The 22,819-nt window shown below is 35.3% G+C and carries 19 protein-coding genes; 3 read left to right on the top strand and 16 right to left on the bottom strand.

The features are described from left to right. Positions 1 to 428: 428 nt before the first annotated feature. From Q5O30_RS03245 to Q5O30_RS03235, 3 genes are all read right to left on the bottom strand, one after another. Positions 429 to 2,102: an RNA-binding domain-containing protein gene (locus tag Q5O30_RS03245; RefSeq protein WP_021952324.1), complete on the bottom strand. Its 1,674-nt coding sequence runs from the start codon at positions 2,100 to 2,102 to the stop codon at positions 429 to 431. A gap of 19 nt (positions 2,103 to 2,121) precedes the next feature. Continuing rightward, positions 2,122 to 3,045 (bottom strand): hypothetical protein, encoded by a 924-nt coding sequence (locus Q5O30_RS03240; RefSeq protein WP_021952323.1) that lies wholly within the window; start codon positions 3,043 to 3,045, stop codon positions 2,122 to 2,124. A 404-nt stretch (positions 3,046 to 3,449) separates the two neighbouring features. Beyond that, positions 3,450 to 4,592, bottom strand: a complete 1,143-nt coding sequence (locus Q5O30_RS03235) for a helix-turn-helix transcriptional regulator (RefSeq protein WP_021952322.1) — start codon at positions 4,590 to 4,592, stop codon at positions 3,450 to 3,452. A 1,056-nt stretch (positions 4,593 to 5,648) separates the two neighbouring features. On the opposite strand from Q5O30_RS03235, the gene Q5O30_RS03230 reads away from it, so the two are divergent. Together Q5O30_RS03230 and Q5O30_RS03225 are read left to right on the top strand one after the other, a co-directional pair. Further along, on the top strand, positions 5,649 to 6,359 hold the full coding sequence (locus tag Q5O30_RS03230) for a helix-turn-helix domain-containing protein (protein ID WP_021952321.1): 711 nt from the start codon (positions 5,649 to 5,651) through the stop codon (positions 6,357 to 6,359). Between the two features lie 26 nt (positions 6,360 to 6,385). Next, positions 6,386 to 7,066, top strand: coding sequence for a hypothetical protein (locus tag Q5O30_RS03225; protein ID WP_021952320.1), 681 nt, complete (start codon positions 6,386 to 6,388; stop codon positions 7,064 to 7,066). Between the two features lie 129 nt (positions 7,067 to 7,195). Here the strand turns inward: Q5O30_RS03225 and Q5O30_RS03220 are convergent, their stop codons facing one another. From Q5O30_RS03220 to Q5O30_RS03195, 6 genes are all read right to left on the bottom strand, one after another. Further along, positions 7,196 to 8,428: a plasmid recombination protein gene (locus Q5O30_RS03220; RefSeq protein ID WP_021952319.1), complete on the bottom strand. Its 1,233-nt coding sequence runs from the start codon at positions 8,426 to 8,428 to the stop codon at positions 7,196 to 7,198. Positions 8,429 to 8,862: 434 nt separating this feature from the next. Next, positions 8,863 to 9,108 (bottom strand): hypothetical protein, encoded by a 246-nt coding sequence (locus Q5O30_RS03215; protein WP_021952318.1) that lies wholly within the window; start codon positions 9,106 to 9,108, stop codon positions 8,863 to 8,865. Positions 9,109 to 9,219: 111 nt separating this feature from the next. Continuing rightward, positions 9,220 to 10,338, bottom strand: a complete 1,119-nt coding sequence (locus Q5O30_RS03210; RefSeq protein ID WP_021952317.1) for an AAA family ATPase — start codon at positions 10,336 to 10,338, stop codon at positions 9,220 to 9,222. After that, a complete protein-coding gene (locus Q5O30_RS03205; protein ID WP_021952316.1) occupies positions 10,331 to 10,660 on the bottom strand; it encodes a hypothetical protein in 330 nt (109 codons plus the stop codon). Before Q5O30_RS03205 ends, Q5O30_RS03210 begins: the two co-directional genes overlap by 8 nt. Before the next feature lie 5 nt (positions 10,661 to 10,665). Then, positions 10,666 to 11,724 carry a site-specific integrase gene (locus Q5O30_RS03200; protein ID WP_302674549.1) on the bottom strand — a complete coding sequence of 353 codons (1,059 nt, stop codon included), beginning with the start codon at positions 11,722 to 11,724 and terminating at the stop codon, positions 10,666 to 10,668. 47 nt (positions 11,725 to 11,771) lie between these two features. Then, positions 11,772 to 11,951, bottom strand: coding sequence for a helix-turn-helix domain-containing protein (locus Q5O30_RS03195; RefSeq protein WP_021952314.1), 180 nt, complete (start codon positions 11,949 to 11,951; stop codon positions 11,772 to 11,774). Positions 11,952 to 12,161: 210 nt separating this feature from the next. Between Q5O30_RS03195 and Q5O30_RS03190 the strand changes: the two genes are divergently transcribed. Next, positions 12,162 to 12,623 carry a helix-turn-helix domain-containing protein gene (locus tag Q5O30_RS03190; protein ID WP_021952313.1) on the top strand — a complete coding sequence of 154 codons (462 nt, stop codon included), beginning with the start codon at positions 12,162 to 12,164 and terminating at the stop codon, positions 12,621 to 12,623. A gap of 156 nt (positions 12,624 to 12,779) precedes the next feature. Here the strand turns inward: Q5O30_RS03190 and guaA are convergent, their stop codons facing one another. The 7 genes from guaA to Q5O30_RS03155 form a co-directional block, all read right to left on the bottom strand. Continuing rightward, positions 12,780 to 14,324, bottom strand: a complete 1,545-nt coding sequence (gene guaA, locus Q5O30_RS03185) for a glutamine-hydrolyzing GMP synthase (protein ID WP_021952312.1) — start codon at positions 14,322 to 14,324, stop codon at positions 12,780 to 12,782. A gap of 247 nt (positions 14,325 to 14,571) precedes the next feature. Next, positions 14,572 to 17,412, bottom strand: coding sequence for an excinuclease ABC subunit UvrA (gene uvrA, locus Q5O30_RS03180; protein ID WP_021952311.1), 2,841 nt, complete (start codon positions 17,410 to 17,412; stop codon positions 14,572 to 14,574). 35 nt (positions 17,413 to 17,447) lie between these two features. Next, entirely contained in the window at positions 17,448 to 19,427 is a 1,980-nt protein-coding gene (gene uvrB, locus Q5O30_RS03175) for an excinuclease ABC subunit UvrB (protein ID WP_021952310.1), read from the bottom strand. A gap of 149 nt (positions 19,428 to 19,576) precedes the next feature. Further along, the gene (locus Q5O30_RS03170) at positions 19,577 to 20,470 is read right to left on the bottom strand and encodes a hypothetical protein (RefSeq protein WP_021952309.1); all 894 of its coding nucleotides are present in this window, start codon (positions 20,468 to 20,470) and stop codon (positions 19,577 to 19,579) included. Between the two features lie 3 nt (positions 20,471 to 20,473). Then, positions 20,474 to 20,821, bottom strand: a complete 348-nt coding sequence (locus Q5O30_RS03165; RefSeq protein WP_021952308.1) for a DUF192 domain-containing protein — start codon at positions 20,819 to 20,821, stop codon at positions 20,474 to 20,476. 19 nt (positions 20,822 to 20,840) lie between these two features. Further along, the gene (locus tag Q5O30_RS03160; protein ID WP_021952307.1) at positions 20,841 to 21,776 is read right to left on the bottom strand and encodes a type II secretion system F family protein; all 936 of its coding nucleotides are present in this window, start codon (positions 21,774 to 21,776) and stop codon (positions 20,841 to 20,843) included. A gap of 12 nt (positions 21,777 to 21,788) precedes the next feature. Next, positions 21,789 to 22,757, bottom strand: a complete 969-nt coding sequence (locus Q5O30_RS03155; RefSeq protein WP_021952306.1) for a type II secretion system F family protein — start codon at positions 22,755 to 22,757, stop codon at positions 21,789 to 21,791. Positions 22,758 to 22,819 lie beyond the last annotated feature (62 nt).

The raw sequence follows: 22,819 nt of genomic DNA, 5'->3' as shown, positions 1-22,819 counted from the left end.
AGCAATCAATCTCCTAAACCTTATCTATAAAATAATTATATCACTCAAACTCTATATTTAACAACTATGTTTATCTGCCTTCAATCTCCCCTAAATTGAAATTTTAAGTTCCACATGCCCTTTACTTTTACAAGTCAACTTTCATAGGTTCATTTCCTTTCCACTTTCTTATATCATATTGTTCTTTGCCATTTCCCCAATCAATTATGTTTAGTTCAATAGAAACACTTTTTCATTTTTTATAGTAGCAATGTGTCTAATTATTCTCATCAAAATTGCCTCTCCTGTAAAATCGAAAATAACTTGAAATAAAACTCAAAGCATTAACTTAAGTTCATAATAAATAAAACCGTCTTATAAATTTTATCTCGGCAAGGTTTTGTCCTCGACTAAATTCTTGACTATCCTTGACTAAAAAAAGTACATTTTTAGTCCTTAGTCAAGAGATACCACTCTGAATTTATTGCAATCCCACGCACACCAATAATTCCATTTTTCTTCATTTTTTGTAAAAGGTTTGATAATTTTCTTGATTTTTGTTGTTCAGTTAATACATCAGGTAAAGTGTCTTTCAGCACCGCCAAAAGATCTGCTTTCTTAGCTGGTCCAAGTTTTAATGTAGACACTATAAACTGCATAGACACTTCCTCATCTAATCCTTTTTGTCGTACATAATTAGCCTTTTCTCCAACAACCTTTGCCACCTTATATGAAACAAAAATATTTGGATATCTTCCCTCGACTAAATTCCTTGACTTAAGTTGACTAAAGTCTTCTTTGGAAATAGTCTTCTTTTTCTGAACCTGATCTAAAAGAAATACAGTTCTCAAATCCAAATCACCGTTAGCATGTAGCAATCTTGTATAATTAGAATCTAGCACTTTTCCATACACTGTTACAACAACTCTGTTAGGAGTATCTAAATCAAATGTTGGTAACGGGAAACATTTATCTTTCTGTATCTCATATATCATTGGGATTCCCATTGAATTAGTATCTATCATATACATATTCACCATAGCATTGCACAAGAATGCATTTCTGTAATATGGAGGTTTATATCCCGGCTCCAATGCCTGTTCTACTGTCTCCGGAATAAATGCACCTTCATTAATGAAAACTAGATGATCTTCATACTCTTCAACATTTATTTTCCCGCGCAATCTATAATCAGAATGAGCTATGCAATTGTTAATTATTTCCTTTACCAAATTAGGATTATATTGATCCACTTCTTCTGGGAACAACGTTGTCTGGTCTGCAATATATCTATATTTTTCATTTCTAATCTTGCCATATACTTTATCAACAGCCAACAACAAGGGCATATCAAAATGCTCATATGCCTTTACCGATTTATCAGCATTATACAACGTCCATGTAATTCTCGGAACAAAACCATCAAAATAGAAGCTTGATTCTTTTCTTCCAAGCAAAATTAATGCAGTTCTTGTCATCTGTCCTTTAAATGTAAGTCCAGCTTTATTAAGCACTTCTACGTCTGATAGCTTCTCTATTATATCTGGTGCTCCGGTTCTGTTTTCCTCCCGCCTCATAAACATTTTCCTAGCATATGCAATTGCTTCTGGATCCAAATCATCAATAGTTGCTTCCGATACAATTTCCTTTGACCAATCTCTTCCAACCTGACTCCTTATCAAATCAATCTTATTCATAGGCAGTGGCACTAAGGACTCATCTTCTCTTGCAAAAGAAGCTCCATGCCATGTAGTAACTATACCTGGAATTGCTGGTGGAATCTGAAATGCAATAACTCTCTTACCTTCCATTTCGATGCAGTATATATCATAAAAAGTGAGTTTTTCATTCGTTCCGTTAGTTATTTCTTTTTTCAGAGATTGAAGATTTCCATCTTTTCTATAATTAGTACCTTTAATCTGCTTATCATTTGTTATTCCAAAAATCAACCATGCTTCGTTAAGACCTCTTATATTTGCCTCATTCCCCAAAGCAGAAAAATATTTTCCAATATCATTAAATGAATAATTGCTCGTTGCCTCCTTAAACTCTACAATCTCACTTTCAAAATCCTCAATCATTTTATATATTTTCTTTTTCAATTCATTTTCTGTATATATCAATATCTATGCCTCCTATCTTTTATTGATTATAATATTCTGCCATAAATTGCATACCATTTCCTTCATTATTCTGAATATACTGTAATAGTTTCTTATCAAACCTATCATTCATATATTCAACAATTATTGAACATACCCAATATTGACTTCCCTCCTGTGGTTTCACACCCATTTCTAAAGCATCAAGATAATTTGACGAATGAAATTTAATGCTATCTATAACTGACAACAAACTCAAAAATATATCTGTAATATTTTGAATTGTCTCTATAAACTCTCTATCTTTATTTTCCTTCTTGTCCTGATATATATAATTATCCATTACAAATCTAATGCCATTTGCATGAACATAATTATTTAACTTTCTATCTTCTCTCAACCACTTATCTGTAAGAAAATTTTCAAAAATATATTTGACCCTTTCATTATTACTTACCAAATATGATTTGTATTTTGATGTATCAAAAAATTGTTTTCTGTCCTTCTCATTTTCCGAACTTTCTAACACATTATAAATCCATTTTTCCATAGCTAATTCTGCATCTGTTTTTCTTTCACCTGAAACCAATATAGCCACATCTAACTCTATCATTTTCATCATAGATTCCGAATTTATAGTGAATTTTTCTGTTTCTTTATCCGTTAAACCATGTTTGTTCTGTATAACATTCAATACAAATAAATATTGCATTAAATCATCTCTATACTTCCGTACTAAGGTATACGCATCCGAATAGGCATCTCTATGAAAACAAAAATCGATATTCTCAATAGTTTTACATATTGATGTCATTGTTTCACCCGACAGCATATAGGGTCCTTTTTTCCCATAAGACATATCTACAGACGAAAATGTTGAATCTGCTAAGCAAAAAAATATATCCCAGATATTTTCAATTTCTTTGGAATTAAACTTATAATTTGTGTCTCCTATCTCATCCATATATTCTCCTTTACATCCCTTTCAAAACAACCAAGCACTTCATTTATATTTTCCAAATATCTTCATTATAGCAATTTTCTTAATGATAGTTTATATCAAGAATCAGCATCAATGTTTTAAATATGCAACCTAAATCTTCTAATATTTAAACTACCATAATATTTTTGCAAGCTCAATAAACTTTTTTGTATTCATCAATATCTACAGTTTGATTATCAGTTAGCGTATACAGCGCTTTTTATGTGCAAAAAACTGGTCTAATATATGCATGTTTCTCTATTGCAATCATTTGAAATTATTTTTTCACTATTCATTTCAATTATTCTTGTATATTGTGTTATAGCGTCATAGTATTTCCTTCCAGTGCATTATTACATATTCCTCTTATCTAACTTCTAATGTATTTAATTTAAACCATATAACTCCTCATAATACCTATCATTTATATTATTTTCAATTTCTATTAATGGTAATTGTAACATTGATATTTGGTTGATAAGTAATCTGTTCTGTACTTGGTCCTCACCTGTATAACTAAATGCTCTATCATAATATCCATCATCACCATATATATATGCATTAAAAATCAAATCTAAAATATCGTCCTGATTATCCATCTCTAGTCTGTCAGTTTCAACTATACCATCATTATAAAAAATGGTTATCCCATTTATTTGATCAATAATATCCTCTTCCAACCACTTATTAACATTCATATAATTATGAATAATTTTTTTTAATTTTTTGGAAATTTTCTTTTCATCCTTTTCAAACAGATAATCTGATAGAGCTTCATATACCACTAATGGAATTTCTCCTTCATCCAAAACGCAATTCTTATCTATCTGCGATGGTAGCCCACAAGCCTCATCCAATAAAACTATTCTCTTAATATTCTCCATGTTGAGAAATAGCAACTTATTGTTCATGCATGGAACTACCATAAATTTATTATTTATGTTTACATCAATATCTAATTTGGCTCTTTCAGTTATTGTAAACCATTGATATTTATCTGAATTAACGGGCAAAATTCCTATATTTCCCCAAAAACTACTGATTTCTGTATCTCTATTCTCCTTATCTATAAATATTCCCCATTCTGCAATTTGAGGTGGAAAAAAATTCTCTCCTTGAATTACATTGACACTTGTACTCAAACTTATTGCGATATCTCTCATCTCTGCCAAAGTTCCTTCTTTGCCTGCCTCTATATCGTCTAATCTACTTTCGCTAATGCCTGTAATATTAGATATTTCTTTTTTTGATTTTTTCATTATTTCACGAATGATTCTTGTATTATTTATCTTTTCAGATTCCATTAACATATCCTGTGTTATATGCAAAGTTTCTGTTATTTTATTTAGATGTTTCTCATAATTCGAGATATTTGTAACCATGCCTGACAACATTTTGTCAATAGTAGGTCTTGATACTCCTGTCTTTCTACACAATTCTGCTTTAGTAATATTATTTTTTTTCATTAATATTTCTAGTTTTGCTCCAACATTACTTTGCATATCATATAAAGTTTGAATATTACTCATATTAATTTCCGCTCCTTGTATTCATTATTCATATTTAAATGCTAACACATCCGTTATTATTTGTAAAGTTATTTTCATTTTTTACTCTTATTTATTTACATTCATTTTTTATTTTGTATTTTTGTCTTTGATTTTACTTTATATTTTTTAAATATTTCTTTATTATACACACAATTTCAACGCCGATTCATTCGCTTCGCTTCTTGCTCATGAGTGGCTGTCGCCACTTACGCAAAAAATAAAAGCCAACTGTTAGTGAGCATATATGCTCCTACAGTTTCTCTACGCCATGCTCAGCTCAATTCCGCTTTGCTTCATCTCACTGACGGCTAGTGCCGTATAAGACCGAAAAAAGGAAAGTTTCCGAGTACATAAATGTCCTCTTTAACTTTCCTTTTTTCAGCCTTGCATGGCTTGTAGCTTATTCAAACTCGGCTTGTATTAAGTTTAACTTAAACATATTTGTTTAGGTTTCGTGTGCTTTTATCTGTTAATTTACCTATATTATATTATTTGTATTATCCTTCTGATTTCGTGTTGCCATAGTGTTGCCACGAGGATATTATAACATAAGTTATCTCTTATTTCATTAAGTTATTTTTATTATCTTCAATTTGGTTTATTTTTTGCCACTAATCAATATACTTTCTTACTTTCTCTATCTTCTCTTGTTTTACAACGTACAGAAATTCTTGCAAAATTTTTTTAATTTTTTACACTTCAGATAAAAAATTAAGAGATACTCTCGAAGGTAAATGCTTCAAAATAATTTGAACCTCTCCTAATATTTATGATATTATAAATTGCAAATGTATAGAATTTACATACGAAAAATACAAGAGAAACGCCTAAAATAGGCAAGATGCTACTATGAGTTGCGCAAATTCCAACTTTAAATGGTTGAGGATTTTCATTTTTTCACTAAAATTTGTAACTGTACATTTACTCATATCAAAATTTATAGATTGCGAGATAGGGGGTGCTCACTTTTTAAGCAATTTGGTAGTTTGAGTTATTGTGCTATACAAAAAACAAGAAGGAGAGGAGATATAAATAATGACGTTTTCTAGTAAATTGCAAAAATTAAGAAAGGATAATAACTTGTCGCAAGAGCAACTAGCTTCTGAGTTATGTGTATCCAGACAAGCCATCTCAAAATGGGAACTGGGAACCCTACCGGATATTAATAATTTAGTAAAGATAAGCAATTTTTTTGATTGCTCTTTAGATTATCTTATGAATGATGATAAGGAAGACCAATTTGAGGAGGAGTTTAGCAACGAACACAATAAGATTGCAAATAATAAAAATGTAGGCACAAAATCCACTGCAATCAAAAGGCATCTCAAATTCATATTGCCTGGATTTGGAATGACTATTTCGATTATTTTCCTTATACTAATAAAATTAATATCAACATTTTTTCCAACTCCCATTGCCAGACAGGCAGAATCTGGAACCTGGTATACAGGTTTTATAGGGTTCATCGATTATTATAATTTGTATGGAATTGTTAATATAGCATTGCTTTTGTTTATGTTATCATTTACATTTTTTTCTTTTTTTATTGTTAAAAAGAAAAATAAATCCAAGAAAAATATCTTATTAACCTTAATTGGATATGCAATGATTATGATATTTTGCATAAAATCATTATATGAAATAAATACAAAACCTTTTGTTTCACTGAATTTTTTAGAAATCGTTATATCAATTATTTATATCGCGTGTGCAATACTTTTATTCTCTCGGGAAATTAAAGATTGATAACAAATAACAGTAGGTAAAACACTATGAAGAAATTATTAAGCTTAATTACAATTTGTATGATTACTACATTATGTATTTCTATTAATTCATCCGCAGCTACACTTGGAGATAATTTGACTTATGACAAAGTTAGCAATGCTGAAATAGCTACAAAAACAAATCAATTTTCCCAGGAAGGAACTATACATATTACAAATAAGCAGGAAATAAAAGAATACCAAGAATCAATGGGACTGAAATACGATCCAGATGTAATAGAAATATACAGACATATTGATGTTCCTAACGAAAATGCTATGATACAAGCATTATATTTTGGTGATGATTATTGTATAAGAAACAAAAAAGTAACTAGAAAAACAGATAAAAGTAATGTCTTAAGAAAATATAAAAGACCTGCTGGAAAAGTAAAAATTTCAGAAAGTGTTAGCATAAGTAACACATTTTCTGCATCTGGTGGAGTTACATCAAAAATATTAAACGCACAGTTGGGATACAACGTTACCAAAACAAATAAATTTAGTATAAGTTGGAGTAATACTTACAAATATCCTGTAACAATAACAATATACCCTATTTACTCTATTACAACTGGAGAAGTATGGGAAAAAGATTTATTTTTTGATGACCACGTAGGAAATTTCACTGCTAAAAAAGCAATCGGAGACGATATTGTCGTTAAGCAACGAAAAACAAAAAAATAAATCTTTATACTTAACTAACTTAAGAATCGATCATATTACAATATGATTGATTCTTTTTAGTACATAGTATTGGTTATACTAATTTTTGTGTCTGATATCTAACTATATATTTTTATACTATCACATACGTTACCTGCTTCTAACATTTCTCTTATAATTTTTCTCACCCATTTCAACTACCTTATTGTAATCCTCCTTCTTCAGGAATTTCTTAAAATATCCAAGTTTTTTCCTGTCATCATACAGTCCGTCAATCTCTTTTTCCTGCTCATCAATGCTTTCTCTTAGCCTGCTATTTTGTTTCCTTAGCATTTCATTTACTTCAAGCTGTTCATTATATTTTTCTGTCAGTTCCTTAAGTTGTGCAAAACATCCCTTTGCAAATTTAACCACATTTTTAAATGCATCATACATCTTATCTATAAATGGAATTACAATCTTTTCCCGATAATTCTTGGCAGACATGATTCCCTTTGGATTGTCCGGTCCTTTTCTAACCATGGTTTCAAGTTTTTTCACATTTTTTCCTAAGTCAGCCACATTTTCAACTATTTTTAATTCCTCATACATGTCTGCTAATTCTTTTTCAGCCGCTATCTGCTTAATCATCGTTTCCTTAAGTTCCTGTTTTGATTCAGCATTTTCCCTGGCTAACTGATTTGCTTTTTTTGTTTCTGCCAGAGTTTTATATTCTGCAACTTTTAAATCATTATTTCTGCCTTTTTCTTTTTCTTTCAGGAACTCTCCAATCCATGTGAATGACCTGCCCTCTGCGTATTCTCTTATTCTGCCCTGCAATACTTTTTCAAGAAATTCCTTTGTGCATACTTTTCTCTTTGATACCTGCCTTGACATTCCCTTTTTAAATCCGTCAGCTACGGGAACTGCCACCACGTGCATGTGTGGGCTTGCCTCATCATAATGTATCACTGCATTTGCCACAACAAGATTTGGTGCTTCCTTCTGTAACATATTAAGCATTTCCTTAAATGCCACATCCATCCTTCTTCGCTTGTCAGGATTCTTATCCCAGAACTCCTTGTCTCCTATCTGAAAAATAAGTTCCACTGCCATGTCCTTGTTTGACTTTGCTGTCTTTTCAAAATAATCATCAATCTTTCTGTCATCCCTTGTCTGCTTTTTGTTATATTCCCTGACTGCTTCGTCAAACTGTTCCTTATATACTTTTTTTACATCCTGCACTAATTTATCCGTACCCCATAAAATTACAATGTTCTCCTTATCGTATTCCAAGGAGCGGTACTTTCGTAAATTGTGCTTTGCAACACCTGAGAGTTTCGCCTTGCTGTTAATGGCACTGTTCTTCTGACTCAGGTGTGCTGAATATGATAATCCTGCCATAATCTCACTCCTTTTTTTCTTTTATTGTTTTGATACGTGCGGTGACACCTGCACGTTGTTAGTCTTTAGTAGTCTGCCCGAGGCTGTTGAAAACGGGTGGTTCTTATCAATTTGGCTCTGCCATAATTGATAACCCCCTAGCAGTTCTGTCATAGACACAACTGCGGGGGCTCTGCCGAGGGCTTATATAGCTGCTATCAATGCTTTGCTCATAACCTATCAAATGGCATTTAGTGGTTGCTGTAATTGTAATGGCAGCTACATTATGTTTAACCTCGGGACTCCGGGTCCCGAGGTTCTTAGTGACATGATGTCACTAACTTTTAACTGTAACCAATCCTTTTTGGTTCTCCCTGATTATTCTTTAACCTGCAAGTGTCACTTGCAGGTATTAATATTATCAACAAGAAACCTATTTATGTTGCAAGCTGTTACTACCATCTAAAGTCCCGGTGCATTCCAACGGTGTCAAGATATTTCTGTCTGTACTCTTCCCTCTCTTCTTTTGTGGGTGCCATTTTACTTTTTGTGTAATCCTCGTGCCTTGACATCTTGCTTAGTTTTTCTTCCAATTCAGAAATTATAAGATTATTAATTTCTTCATTATCTTTCATGTCTAATACATGATACTTAATCAAAGCCATCATTAATTCATTGCTTATCATTCTGTTTTTGCTCATTTTCAAACCTCTCTATTCTTTAATCAATCTTGTTCCGTGTCGATGCGTGACGGTTGTGACGATGATTTACGTACCATAAAACATCGTCACCATCGACACCATCGTCACGCTTTACTCTTTTTCATATTCCAATGTTATGATTCTGCCATCGTGACAACGCTTATTGTCATACCTGATGCCATAATCCTCATACAGCCTTCCTGCCTTAATGTTTAACTGTCTGGTCAGCTGATTCGGAACTAAATTAATCTCCTGTATCTTATCCATCAGTTCACTTGCCGTTCCTTGAAAACATCCAGCTTCCATCAGATATGTATTAACAGCAGAAAGTACTTTATCTTCCGGCTCTTTCCACAGCTCTGTTTCAGCCTTTTCAAATTTCCACAAACACAACTTTGGGTCAAACTTAAGATAAAGTTTCTGGTCCTGTTGGTCTCTTCCTGTTATGTCAACGGTAGCCTTTAGGTCAGTTCTTTTTTCCTTCTGCATGATGAAAGCTCCGTCAGCTGCACCAAGCAGTCCGTTTGTTCCCGATATCATTTCAAAGGCATCTGATGAATCCATCTTTCTTGTGTGATGAACCACCAGAATGCAAATGTTATGTTCATCAGCAAAGTGTTTTAGCTTTGTAATGATGTCATAATCGTTTGCGTAACTGAATTTGTCTCCACTTATTTCCTTGATTTTCTGAAGTGTGTCAATTATTACAAGTCTTGTATCAGCATGCGCCACAAGAAACTCTTTAAGCTGTTCTTCCAGACCTTCATTGAGATTTTTGGAACGTGTGGCGAAGTAAAAATGCTCTGCCACATCAATTCCAAACATTCTTGAAAGTCTCTGTTGAAGTCTTGCATAATCATCTTCCAATGCCAGATACAGCACTGTTCCCTGATTGGTCTTATGCCCCCAAAGGTCAATTCCTGCACTTACACAGAAACCTATTTCAGCCATTAAGAACGACTTTCCAACCTTTGGTGCACCGACAAACAGATACACTCCGTTGTAAATCAGATCCTCAACCAAGGGTTTCTTAATCGGATATACCGTGTCATAAAGTTCTTCCATTGATACTGTTTCCAGATTTTCACCCACCGGGGTACCGGTGGATTGCAAATTGCGGACACAATTATTATCTGTTATACTATTACTGTGTTTGGTAACACTTGGTGACTGCCCGTTATCTGCTCCAACAGATACGTTAAGGGCAGTCACTGTTGTTTTATTATTCATTATTCTTATCCTCCTTCATTCCGTTCATGGTAATACCGATTAGTTCAATTACCTCTAACAAAACATCATCAACCTCACCTGCACTTGTAATTCTTTTTAACTCCTCGTACACGTCATTAAGTCTGTTTTTTAAGGCAATGTAAACCTTTGGATTTCCATTTACCACAATTTCCTTTTCACACAGCCTGCGGATAATGTATTCCTGCTTTGTCAGTCCTGACAGGGCAACCCTGTCATCAATGATTCTTGCCTCTTCCTCAGAAACCCTGAAGGCTACTATCTTCTTTCTCCAACGACCGTGACTGTCCAATGATTTTTCCATTATTCCTAACTCCTTTCCTCTTCAAGTTTTCTTGCCATTTCATCCTGCTTGTTTGGATACATGTGGGCATATTTGTAAGTAATGCTGATTGCTTCATGCCCTACCCTTTCAGCTATGTCAAGTGCTGAAAATCCTCTGTCCATAAGCAGTGAAATGTGTGAATGTCTAAGGGCGTGTATGTTGATTCTCTTAATTCCTGCCTTCTTGGAGCCTCTTGTGATTTCGTGTCCAAGATACCCTTTTGACTTAAAGAAAAGTCTCTGGTCAGGCTTCAGGTCATAAAAGCATTTCATGTAATCCTTAATCTCATCTGCCAGAAACTGTGGAATCTTCACCACCCTGTTACTCTTTTTTGTCTTTGGAGAAGTAATAATTTCACGTCCCTTTACCTTCTGATAATTCTTGTTAATTCTCATTGTGTTATTTTCAAAATCAAAGTCTGCCGGAGTAAGTGCCAGTAGTTCTCCTTCCCTGACACCTGTCCAATACAATACTTCAAATGCATAAAACGATAATGGCTTGTCCATGACTGCTTCCGAAAACTTCAGGTATTCTTCCTTTGTCCAGATTTCCACTTCCTTTTCAACGTCATTTTTCATTGTTCCAACTATTGCTGCAGGATTTGTGGATAGCCCATAATATCTTTTTGCAAAATTAAATATTGCGCTAAGCTGTGCGTGAATTGTTCTTAAGTAACCTGATGAATAAGACTCTCCCTTTTCATTCCTGTAATTAAGCAGTTCATTCTGCCACTCCATTACATCCTTTGGTTTAATCTCATCCATTCTTCTGTCCTTAAAGTAAGGAAGGATTTTATCTCTTACCACATATGATTTTGTCTCAAAGGTGGTTTCCTTTACCCTTGCCTTCTTGTCTCTTTCGTAGATTTCATAAAAACTTCCAAATGTCATGTTCAATTGTCCGTTTTCGGCTTTCTTCTTATTTTCAAGCCAAAACTCCGCTTCTCTTTTTGTGTTGAAGCCTCTTTTCTGTGTCTGTCTTCTTTTTCCGGTAAAGTCCGTATAGCGATAAACAGCTCTCCACTTTTTCTTATTATTTGCCATGTAAGAATAAACGCTCATGTTCATCACCTTCCTTTAATAAATATTTTCTAATCACCGCTGTACATTACTTTTTTTCTGAAATAAGAAGTACAGACACGTCCTGCTACCGTGATGATGCCTTTTTCTTCCAGTTCCTTATTAAGCTGTCTTACAATCTTGTAAGCCTTGGACTTTGAAACAGAAAGTTCTTCTGCAACATCGTCGACTGTCATAAAGTTCTTTTCCATGATTTTTTCCTCCTTCATTATATTTCTTAAACATATTTGTTTAAGATAATGTGCATTATATTAAACTTTTTAGTTTAAGTCAATAGAAAAATTAACTTTTTTTGTTTAAGTTTTTCTTGATATACATTTTTACCTATGTTATACTGACATTAGCGAATTTGTTTAAGTTATCCCGCATTGGGAATTTTTATGTTAAATTGGAGGTTTGTTATGGCAATTGGTGAAAGAATTAGAACTTTTCGCAAGCGTAAAGGTTTAACTCAAAAGGAATTGGGAGTTCAGTTAGGTTTTAAGGAAAGTACTGCTGATATCCGCATGGCTCAATATGAAGCAGAGAAACGTGTTCCCAAGGATGATTTGATTGAAACTCTTTCTTCCATTTTGGAAGTTTCTCCTGCGGCCATTAATGTTCCTGACATTGATACTCATGTGGGAATTATGCAGCTTCTGTTCACTCTTGAAGATATTTATGGTATATCCGTCAGACAGGAAGGAAGTCATGTTACCCTTGATTTAGGTGCCATCCACGACGCTTTAGGTCATGAGGCAAAGTCCTGGGCAAAGATGAAGTCCAAGCTTGATACCGGAGAAATCTCCAAGGAAGAATACGATAATTGGAGATACAACTATCCGGCTAATACTCACGGATATCATAAACTAATTGATTTATAAAAGAGCATAAAAAAACCTTACTGACTCCTCAAAATCAGTAAGGTTTTTTCATTTATACATATGGGTAAATTGTTTTAGTGTTGCCATATCGTTGCCACGATATAATCACTACCTCTCACAACGCCCATAAATAAAGGCATTGTGGGATTTTTGTGTCTATTCAAACTCTATCGTTCCAGGTGGCTTACTGGTCAAATCGTACATTACTCGATTGACCCCCTTCACCTCATTTATTATTCTGTTCATTACCTTATTAAGCACCTCATACGGTATTTCAGCTGACTCTGCCGTCATGAAATCAATTGTTTTTACGGCTCTGAGGGCTATTGCGTAGTCATATGTTCTCTCGTCCCCCATTACACCTACTGAACGCATATTTGTCAGTGCTGCAAAATACTGATTGATTTCTTTATCAAGCCCTGCTTTCGCAATTTCTTCTCTGTAAATTGCATCTGCATCCTGAACTATTTTCACCTTTTCAGCTGTTACTTCGCCTATTATTCTGATACCAAGTCCAGGTCCAGGGAATGGCTGACGGAATACCAGATATTCCGGAATACCCAGCTCCAGACCTGCCTTACGGACTTCATCTTTGAACAGGTCACGAAGCGGCTCAATTATTTCCTTAAAATCAACATAGTCAGGTAATCCACCTACATTATGATGTGACTTAATTACCGCTGACTCGCCACCCAGACCACTTTCAACTACATCAGGATAAATCGTTCCCTGAACCAGATAGTCCACGGCTCCGATTTTTTTGGCTTCCTCTTCAAACACACGGATAAACTCTTCACCTATTATTTTACGTTTTGCCTCAGGTTCTTCCACACCTGCCAACTTTTTATAATATCTCTCCTGGGCATTTACACGGATAAAATTCAAATCATATGGACCATCAGGTCCAAATACTGCCTCAACCTCATCACCCTCATTTTTTCTCAAAAGGCCATGGTCAACAAATACACATGTCAGCTGTTTTCCAATCGCCTTCGCCAAAAGCACTGCTGCCACTGATGAATCAACACCACCTGATAAGGCACAAAGAACCTTACCGTCGCCTACCTTTTCACGAATGGCCTTAATGGAATTTTCCACGAAAGAATCCATCTTCCAGTCCCCTGCGCAACCACATACGTTAATTACATAGTTACTGAGAATTTCCTTACCACGCACTGTGTGAAGCACTTCCGGGTGGAACTGTATTGCGTAAAGCTTCTTTTCCGGACATTCAGCTACAGCCACAGGACAATTCTTTGTATAACCTGTAATTTTAAATCCAGGTGCAACCTTTGAAATATAGTCGAAATGACTCATCCAGCAAACTGTATCTTCCTCAATTTCCTCAAACAATTTAGATGTTGTATCTACATGAACTTCCGTCTTGCCATATTCACGAACAGGAGCTTTTTCAACCTTACCACCTAAAATATGTTGCATAAGCTGCGCTCCATAGCAAAGTCCAAGAACCGGAATACCTAATTCAAACAGGTCTTTTGTATATGTTGGTGCACCTTCTTCATAACAGCTGTTTGGTCCACCTGTCAAGATAATTCCCTTAGGATTCATAGACTTAATCTTTTCAATATCTGTTTTATATGAATAGATTTCGCAATATACGTTGCATTCACGGACACGACGTGCAACCAGCTGATTGTACTGTCCGCCAAAATCTATTACAATAACTAACTCTCTTTTCATTTTGCCTCCTCTATCATAAGAATATTGCCCAAGTAAAGCACTTCTTGTTATTTTACTTCATTTTCCCTAAATGTACAAGAAAGTTCTGCTATATTAAAGACATTTCCCTATGTAAAATATCTCATTCTACAGCAAAACTTTCTTACAAACTTTATTTTTTTATTTTCATGGTCTTTTTAATTCCTGTTTTCTTTCCCAAAAGCTTTTTCCGTTCTTCTCCGTTGTTTCCTCCTTCGTAAATAATTAATTATTTGTTTTTCTCTAACATCATTTTGACGTACTTTCCGGTATAACTCGTCTTATGTTCAGCTACCTTTTCCGGTGTTCCTGCCACAACAACAGTACCTCCCCGGTCTCCTCCGTCCGGTCCCATATCTATAATATAATCTGCCGCCTTAATAACGTCAAGGTTGTGTTCAATAACTATTACAGTATTCCCCTCATCAGTAAGACGTTGGAGAATTTCCACTAATTTATGAACATCTGCAAAATGAAGTCCCGTAGTTGGTTCGTCCAAAACATATATGGTTTTTCCTGTGCTTCTTCTGCTAAGCTCCGTAGCTAACTTAATACGCTGCGCCTCTCCACCGGAAAGCTGGGTTGAAGGCTGTCCTAACTTAATATAGCCCAAACCAACATCATAAAGAGTTTTTACCTTATTATATACTCTTGGAACATTTTTGAAGAAATCCATTGCCTCTTCCACTGTCATTTCCAACACATCATATATATTTTTGCCCTTATACTTAACTTCCAAAGTTTCTCTATTATATCGCTTTCCGCCACATACCTCACATGGGACGTACACATCCGGAAGGAAATGCATCTCAACCTTCAGGATTCCATCACCGGAACAGGCTTCACATCGTCCACCTTTTACATTAAAACTAAAACGTCCCTTCTTATATCCCCGCTCTTTTGCATCCACCGTTGCTGCAAATAAATCCCTTATCATATCAAACATTCCTGTGTAAGTAGCCGGATTTGAACGGGGTGTTCTGCCAATAGGTGACTGGTCTATATTAATAACCTTATCCAACTGTTCAATTCCTTCAATACCCTTGCATTTTCCCGGAATAATCCTTGCCCTGTTGAGTTTTCGTGCCAGGCTCTTATACAAAATCTCATTAACCAAAGAACTTTTTCCTGAGCCGGAAACTCCTGTTACACAGGTAAAAACTCCCAAAGGAAACTTAACATCAATATTTTTAAGGTTATTTTCTTTTGCACCTACTACTTTAATAAAACCTGTAGGCTTTCTTCTTGTTTCAGGCACCGGTACCTGCAATTTTCCACTAAGATATTTGCCTGTAATGGAATCTTTATTTTTCATTATTTCTTTAGCTGTACCTGCTGCCACAACTTCGCCACCGTGTTCACCGGCTCCCGGTCCGATATCAACCACATAGTCTGCCGCTAACATTGTATCTTCATCATGTTCAACCACTATTAAAGTATTTCCCAAATCTCTCAAATGCTTAAGGGTTGCCAACAGCTTTTCATTGTCATTCTGGTGCAAACCAATACTAGGTTCATCCATAATATAAGCCACACCAACCAGACCGGAGCCAATCTGGGTTGCCAGTCTTATTCGCTGTGCCTCTCCACCGGAAAGGGTTCCGGTAGCCCTTGACAAACTTAAATAATCCAGACCTACATCTATTAAAAACTGAAGTCTGCCCTTTATTTCCTTTAATATTTCCTTACCTATTGCCAGTTGCGCTGAAGTAAGCTGTACCTCATCCAGAAAAGCCCTTAAATCCCTGACAGGCATTTCCGTCATTTCGTAAATATTCTTATCTCCAATGGTTACAGCCAGCGACTCAGGTTTAAGCCTCTGTCCATGACAGGTTCCACAAGGAGTAATTCTCATATATGTTTCATATTCTGCCTTACTGGATTCCGCTCCTGTTTCACGATATCTTCTCTCTACATTTCTAATTAAACCCTCAAAGGCAATATCATATGTTCCTATTCCCCTTTGACCCTTATAATGAACCGGCACCTTCTCTCCGTTGGTTCCATTAATAAGAATATCCTGAATATTTTTAGGATATTCTTCAAAAGGAGTATCAAGGTCAAAGTCATACCTCTTACACAAAGCCTGCAAAATAGCATTGGTAAAACTCTTTGGATCATTGGCACTTTGCCATCCCAAAACAACTATTGCCCCCTGATTTATACTTAAACTTTTATCAGGAATCATTAAATCCACGTCAAATTCCATTTTGTAACCTAATCCAAAACAATCAGGACAGGCTCCGAAAGGATTATTAAAGGAAAAACTTCTTGGCTGAATTTCGTCAATGCTGATTCCACAATCAGGGCAGGCAAAATTCTGGCTAAATGTAACGGTTTCGCCACCTATTACATCAACCTCCATTAATCCATTTCCCAGCTTCAGGGCATTTTCAATGGAATCCGTAAGTCTTTTTTCTATTCCCTCTCTGATACTTAATCTGTCAATTACGATTTCTATGCTATGCTTAATGTTTTTATCCAGTTTTATTTCCTCTGACAACTCATACATATTACCATCTACACGGACTCTTACATAGCCGCTTTTTTTTGCACTTTCAAATACCTTTTCGTGTCTGCCTTTTTTTCCTCTTACTATAGGTGCCAATATCTGAAATTTAGTTCTTTCAGGCAATTCTAAAACCTTATCCACCATTTCATCTATTGTCTGCTTCTTGATTTCCTTGCCACACTTTGGACAATGAGGTAAGCCTGCTCTGGCATACAAAAGTCGCATATAGTCGTATATTTCTGTTACTGTACCCACTGTTGAACGGGGATTTCTGTTAGTGGATTTCTGGTCAATGGAAATGGCCGGTGGCAATCCCTCAATGCTCTCCACCTGGGGTTTTTCCATTTGTCCTAAAAACTGTCTGGCATAGGAAGACAATGACTCCATATACCTTCTCTGTCCCTCTGCATAAATAGTATCAAATGCCAAAGATGATTTACCGGAACCGCTTAATCCTGTAATAACCGTAAATTCATCCCTTGGTATGTCAATATCTATATTCTTCAAGTTATGCTCGCAAGCACCTTTAATTCGTATATATTTTTTCTTCTCTGCCATGTCAATCCTTTCCTTACTGTCTTACTTACCAATTATCATTTATTATACATAAGCTTCAACTCTGCCAATTTTTCACGCATTTCTATTGCAGTTTCAAAATCTAATTCCGCTGCTGCCTTCTGCATCTTCTTTTCTACTTTATCCATAAGCTTCTTAAGTTCCTTCTTATCCATAGATTCAGGATCTTTTTCAATGTCATTAATTCTCTTATCAACTTCCTTAGAAATACTTATAAGGTCTCTAACTGCTTTCTTAATGGTAGTTGGCGTAATGCCATTCTCCTTATTGTATTTTTCCTGTATTTCACGACGTCTGTTTGTTTCAGAAATAGCCTTGTCCATAGACTCTGTAATGGAATCTGCATACATAATTACATGACCTTCCGAGTTTCTCGCCGCTCTTCCTATAGTCTGTATCAGCGATGTTTCTGAACGCAAAAAACCTTCCTTGTCAGCATCTAATATGGCAACAAGGGATATTTCCGGTATATCCAGACCTTCTCTTAAAAGGTTAATTCCAACCAAAACATCAAACACGTCTAATCGCATGTCACGTATTATCTCAGTTCTTTCAAGAGTATCTATGTCAGAATGGAGATACTTAACCCTGATGCCCACATCCTTCATGTAATCCGTAAGGTCTTCCGCCATTCTCTTAGTTAATGTAGTAACTAAAATTTTATTTTTCTTTTCCACTTCTTTATTTATTTCAGATACAAGGTCATCAATCTGCCCCTTAACAGGCCGCACATCAATTTTCGGATCTAACAGTCCTGTCGGTCTGATAATCTGTTCTGCCCTAAGCAGCTCATGCTCCTCCTCGTACACATTAGGAGTAGCTGACACAAAAAGCATCTGGTCTATCATTCCCTCAAATTCCTCAAATTTAAGAGGACGGTTATCTTTGGCTGAAGGCAGTCTGAACCCGTAATTAACTAAGGTTGTCTTTCTTGACTGGTCGCCATTATACATACCACGAACCTGTGGAAGAGTAATATGGCTTTCGTCAACTATAGTTAAAAAATCGTCTCCAAAATATTCCATTAAGGTATGAGGTGTAGCTCCCGGCTCTAATCCTGCCATATGTCTTGAATAATTCTCAATTCCTGAGCAGATTCCCGTTTCCCTGAGCATTTCCATGTCAAAATTGGTACGCTCCGCAATTCGCTGCGCCTCTATCAGCTTGTCCTCTGACTTAAAATATGCCACCTGCTCAGCCAGCTCTGCCTCAATTGCCTTTATAGCCCCTTCCATTCTCTCCGGTGGAATAACATAATGTGAATTAGGGAATATGGCAACGTGCTCTAGCTCCCTTTTCACCTCACCTGTTAATGTATCAATTTCTGTAATTCTTTCTATTTCATCATCAAAAAATTCCACTCTCACTGCACTGTCCGTGTAAGATGCCGGAAAAATCTCCAGATTCTCCCCCCGGACTCTAAATGTACCTCTTTTAAAATCCATATCGTTTCTATCGTATTGGATTTCAATAAGCTTGTGGATAATGTCATCCCTGTCCCTTATGGTTCCCGGACGCAATGAAATGACCATGTTCTTGTAATCTATGGGATCACCTAATCCGTAAATACAGGAAACAGAGGAAACTATAATAACATCTCTTCTTTCAATAAGTGCCATAGTAGCCGAATGTCTAAGCTTATCAATCTCATCATTTATGGCACTATCCTTTTCTATATAAGTATCTGTACTAGGCACATACGCTTCCGGCTGATAATAATCATAGTAGGAAACAAAATATTCCACTGCATTGTTTGGGAAAAATTCTTTAAATTCCCCATACAGCTGTGCCGCCAATGTTTTGTTATGTGCTAAAATTAATGTAGGCTTATTAAGTTGGGCGATAACATTCGCCATGGTAAAGGTCTTTCCTGAGCCTGTAACTCCCAACAGTGTTTCAAACTGATTGCCCTTCTTAAATCCCTCAACCAACTCCTTAATTGCCTGGGGCTGGTCTCCTGTAGGTTTATATTGTGACACTAATTCAAAATGATCCATAAATGCTCCTAATCCGCTCTAATCCGGCGATTATATTTTAGAAATAGTAATTGTATTCTTAGTATGTTACTTGTCAAGTATATCATTCAAATAAAAAAAAGTACAGAACAAATCGAATGTTTGTTCTGTACCTTCTTTTAAAATATACCTTATTCTTCCTCAGCCTTAAACTGATCCTTTATAATCTCGCTTGTTTTTTCAAACTGACCTGACCAAACAGAAATAATATCCTGCATTTCAGAGAGTTTAGCCTTAAGCATGTCATCTAATTTTAAGTTTAATGAATCAAGCATTTTCATATTGTGATCCAGATTACTTGAAGCCAAAGCCAGTTTTTCTTCTAAATCCGCAATAATAACTTTTTTTCTGTTGTTTTCTTCCGTTAATTTGGCATTTGATTCTTTGTAGCTCTCAATTGCACTTTCCTGAAGCTTTCTTTCTGTTTCCTCTCTATTTTGAAGCTTGCTTGTAAGATTTTGAATTTCTCTATCCTTCTGTTCAATAGTTTCAGCTATGTATCTTTCTTTTTCTGCAATGGTATCATTAACATATTTGTCTTTCTCAGCCATTGCTTTTTCGTATGCCTGCTCTTTTTCCGCAAGTGCTTCCTGCAAACTAATGTTCAAATCAGCTTCCATTCTCTTTATCTGCTGATTCTTTTCCTCAATAATAGAATGGATACGGCTTTCCTTCTCAATATTCTCATTTTCCAGCTTCTTAGTAGCTTCTTCTATTGCACTTTGAAGCTTAGCCTCATATTCTTCCCTAGCCTTATCAACTTCCTTTTTCTTCTGTATTTTTACAAGTTTAATTTCCTGCTGCCAGCTTAAATAGCTGTTTTTCATATCATCTCTCTCGCATTCAGCGTCGTGAACAGCATCTTTTAACTTTTCTATTTCAAGCTCTGTCTCTCTTTTTAATGTCCTTATATATTCGTTTACACTTTTTTTATCATAACCTCTATAAGAAGTTTTAAACTGACTCTCCATTTCAGCATCGGCTCTTAATGATTCTATGGAAACTGAATTGTCTTTACCCAACATTGTTTATTTTACCTCCAACATATCCTCTTCTTTTATGTTAAACCTTTTTGCCGTTCCTTCCGGAAACTCTATAAGGTATTTTGCCTTCTTTACCCTTTTGCAACACTTAGCTTTTGGTACTGCTTCATCCACCTGAACAACTTTGCTTTCTTTATTTATGTAAACCACATCAATGGGTGCCTTCATAAAGAAAGTGTGTATCTGGGAACATGGTTTTATCATTAATCCCCCCATACTGCGAATCTGCCCTTCTGATTTTCCCATAAGTCCCATAAATCTTGTCCAAAAATTGTTTGCCAGGGAAATTTTACAGATATTTATGTTATTTATGTATAAGTCTAATCTCTGCATTTTGTCTTCTTTCTTATATTTAGCCTAAAATATCCATTATATTCAAAGCTGCCGGTCCCAGCAGAACGATAAATATAACAGGGAATACAAACAATACCATAGGAATAAGCATCTTAACCGGTGCCTCCTTTGCCTTTCTTGCAGCTGTTCTCTTTCTTTCATTTCTAAGAACTTCCGCCTGAGACCTAAGAACTGTCTGTATAGATGTACCTAACTGATCTGCCTGAATCATTGCAATAAGAAATGTCGTAAGTTCCTTTACTTTACAACGCTGTGCCAAATCAAGGTAAGCTTCTCTCTTACTTACACCACGTTGTATATCTCTGGTTGCCTGTATAAGCTGTTCCATAACAACGGTTTTATTTCTCTCATACAATCTCATTAATGCAGCATCAAATCCAAGACCTGCTTCTACACTTACAACCAGTAAGTCCATTACATCCGGCAAATCTAAACGTATACTTTCCTGATACTTTTTAGATTTTCCTTTAAGTATTTCTCCCGGAATTAACATTCCAACTAATCCGCAAAAAATCATTGCCAGCACAAATTTATTGACACCCACATGTAATCTCATGCATATAATCATTGATAATATAACACCAACAAGTGCACATACAAGTTTAATAACTAAAAACTGCTCCGATGTTATATCCCACTGAACTATTGCTAACATATCATCAACTGTGCTATGCTTGTTCTCTTTTTCCTTCTGTCTGTTTCTTTTTGCAACTTTTTTTCTATTTTCTTCTTTCTTACGCTTTATTGCCTCTGAAACTTTAACTTTTTCTTTTTTAACATCATCAGCAATACTCTTTTCTTTTTCATTTCTAATATCTCTGATTCGCTCATTCTGTCTGTCAACGCCTGCTCCAACTCCCGAAAACAATCCTAAAAACAGTCCGAAAATAGCTACAGCAACAAGAAATGATATTAATAATGCTAATATATCCATAAACATACCTCATTAATACTTAATGTCTACAACCTTATTTATCATTATAAATCCAATAACCTCTAAAATTACACTTATAAGAAGTAAAATATTTCCTATAACTGTATTAAACAGTGGTCTTGCATATACCGGATTTATCATACTGATTAAAACCAACAAAATAACCGGAAGTGCACCAATTATATATCCTGAAATTTTTCCACTTGACGTTAATGTCTTTATTTCTTCCTTAAGATCTAATCTGTTACGAATAGTTTCTGATATTTTATCAAGAACTTCAGTTAAATTACCACCAACTTTTCTTTGGATAAGTATGGTCTGGCAAAGCATTTCCAAGTCATCACTTCCGATTCTCTCACATAAAGAGTTAAAACTTGCCTCTAATGTCATACCTCTTTGAGTTTCCCTTGTTACTCTTCCAAATTCCTCTGCCATAGGTCCTTCCATGTCAACTGCTATATTTCCCATTGCTGTCTGAAAAGAATGTCCCGCCTTTAAGGCATTTGTAATAACAGTTATACCTTCTATTAACTGTGACTCCAAAGTTTCCTTTCTCTTCTTTTTCTTTTTTTGAATAAAAAGTAATGGGCCAAATGCTGCTATAAGTGCGACAATGATACAAATAGCAATGTACACTCCAAGCATCATCATTATGGTTGGTAAACCAATTGTTATTGCCACCCATAATGTCACAAAGGTCTGAACCGGCATCTTCATGCCAAGATTATAAAGTTCTTCCTCTAAAAGCTGTAATTTCTTATGAGTAGTAGCAAATACACTGACCTTCTTCTTTTCCTTTTTTATTTTTAAATTTAATTTTCCCTTTTTCTTATCGCTTTTATTCCTTTCTTCTTCGTCAACCAAACCCATAACTCTGTCTTGAGTTTTTCTTTTACTTTCCGTAAAATTCTGTATTAAAATCACATACAGGCAAAAAAGAAATACCATTGCACATAAGCAAATCATTAATATTCTTATCATAGACACTCCTATCTGTTCTGCAAATTGCTAGAAGAACCAGTGGTCATCTACCTGAACTCCAC

The organism is Eubacterium sp. CAG:161, from assembly GCF_000432355.1.
Lineage (GTDB): Bacteria > Bacillota > Clostridia > Lachnospirales > Lachnospiraceae > Eubacterium_G > Eubacterium_G segne.
Note: the sequence above shows the minus strand (reverse complement) of the source record. Positions and strands in the feature narration are given on the sequence as shown.